Annotated in this window: 2 protein-coding genes; both read left to right on the top strand. The window is 63.7% G+C overall.

All coding sequences use genetic code 11. From position 1 onward, the window contains the following. Positions 1–228: hypothetical protein (locus A8V01_RS28895; RefSeq protein WP_211294960.1), on the top strand; the 228-nt coding region annotated here is incomplete at its 5' end. Positions 229–292: 64 nt separating this feature from the next. Beyond that, a partial coding sequence (locus A8V01_RS04940; protein ID WP_146037185.1) for a YbhB/YbcL family Raf kinase inhibitor-like protein occupies positions 293–651 on the top strand: 359 nt, incomplete at its 3' end.

Here is a 651-nt window from a genome sequence, read left to right as displayed (position 1 = left end):
GCCGCCAATCGCCTGCACCATCGCGGGTTCACGACCCCCATCATGTATTGCCGAAACGAAGACGTTCTGATCGGCCGGATCGAGGGCCTAGCGCACGACGTTTCCTGGCGAAGCGTTGATCTGGTGGCTTTCAAGAGCGCGTTCATGGCTCACGTCGACGCTTACCTTCAGGGACAAGGCCGGACGGCCTACGCAGATCGAGGGGCTGGGCCCGTGCGTCTCGTGTGAGTGCCGCGCGCGGCAACCCGTGGATGAGCCAGAGAGGCTCATGCAGTGTGAAAAGGATCACGAAGTGCTCGAACACGTACCTGCCTGGCTGGGCAAATTGCTCAAGGATGTCCGCGCCGGACACTCGAAACTGGCAATTGTTCGCGAAGACATGGGTGAGCGTCTGTTTCCTTTGTCGAGCCTTGCATTCGCGGACGGTCAGCGCCTTCCGATCAGGTTCACGGCCGACGGGGAAGGCATCTCGCCGCCTCTGAGCTGGGGTCCTCTCCCACCGGGGACGGCATCGTTGGCGCTGCTGGTCGAAGATCCCGACGCACCCGCCCCCCATCCCCTGGTTCATGCCCTTGTCTGGAATATCCCGCCCGAGGTGGGCGGCCTGCCCGAGGGTGCGATCGTACCCGACGGGGATGGTGCGGCGGACGG

Source organism: Novosphingobium guangzhouense, from assembly GCF_002896965.1.
Lineage (GTDB): Bacteria > Pseudomonadota > Alphaproteobacteria > Sphingomonadales > Sphingomonadaceae > Novosphingobium > Novosphingobium guangzhouense.
This window is presented reverse-complemented; position numbering and strand designations above follow the sequence as displayed.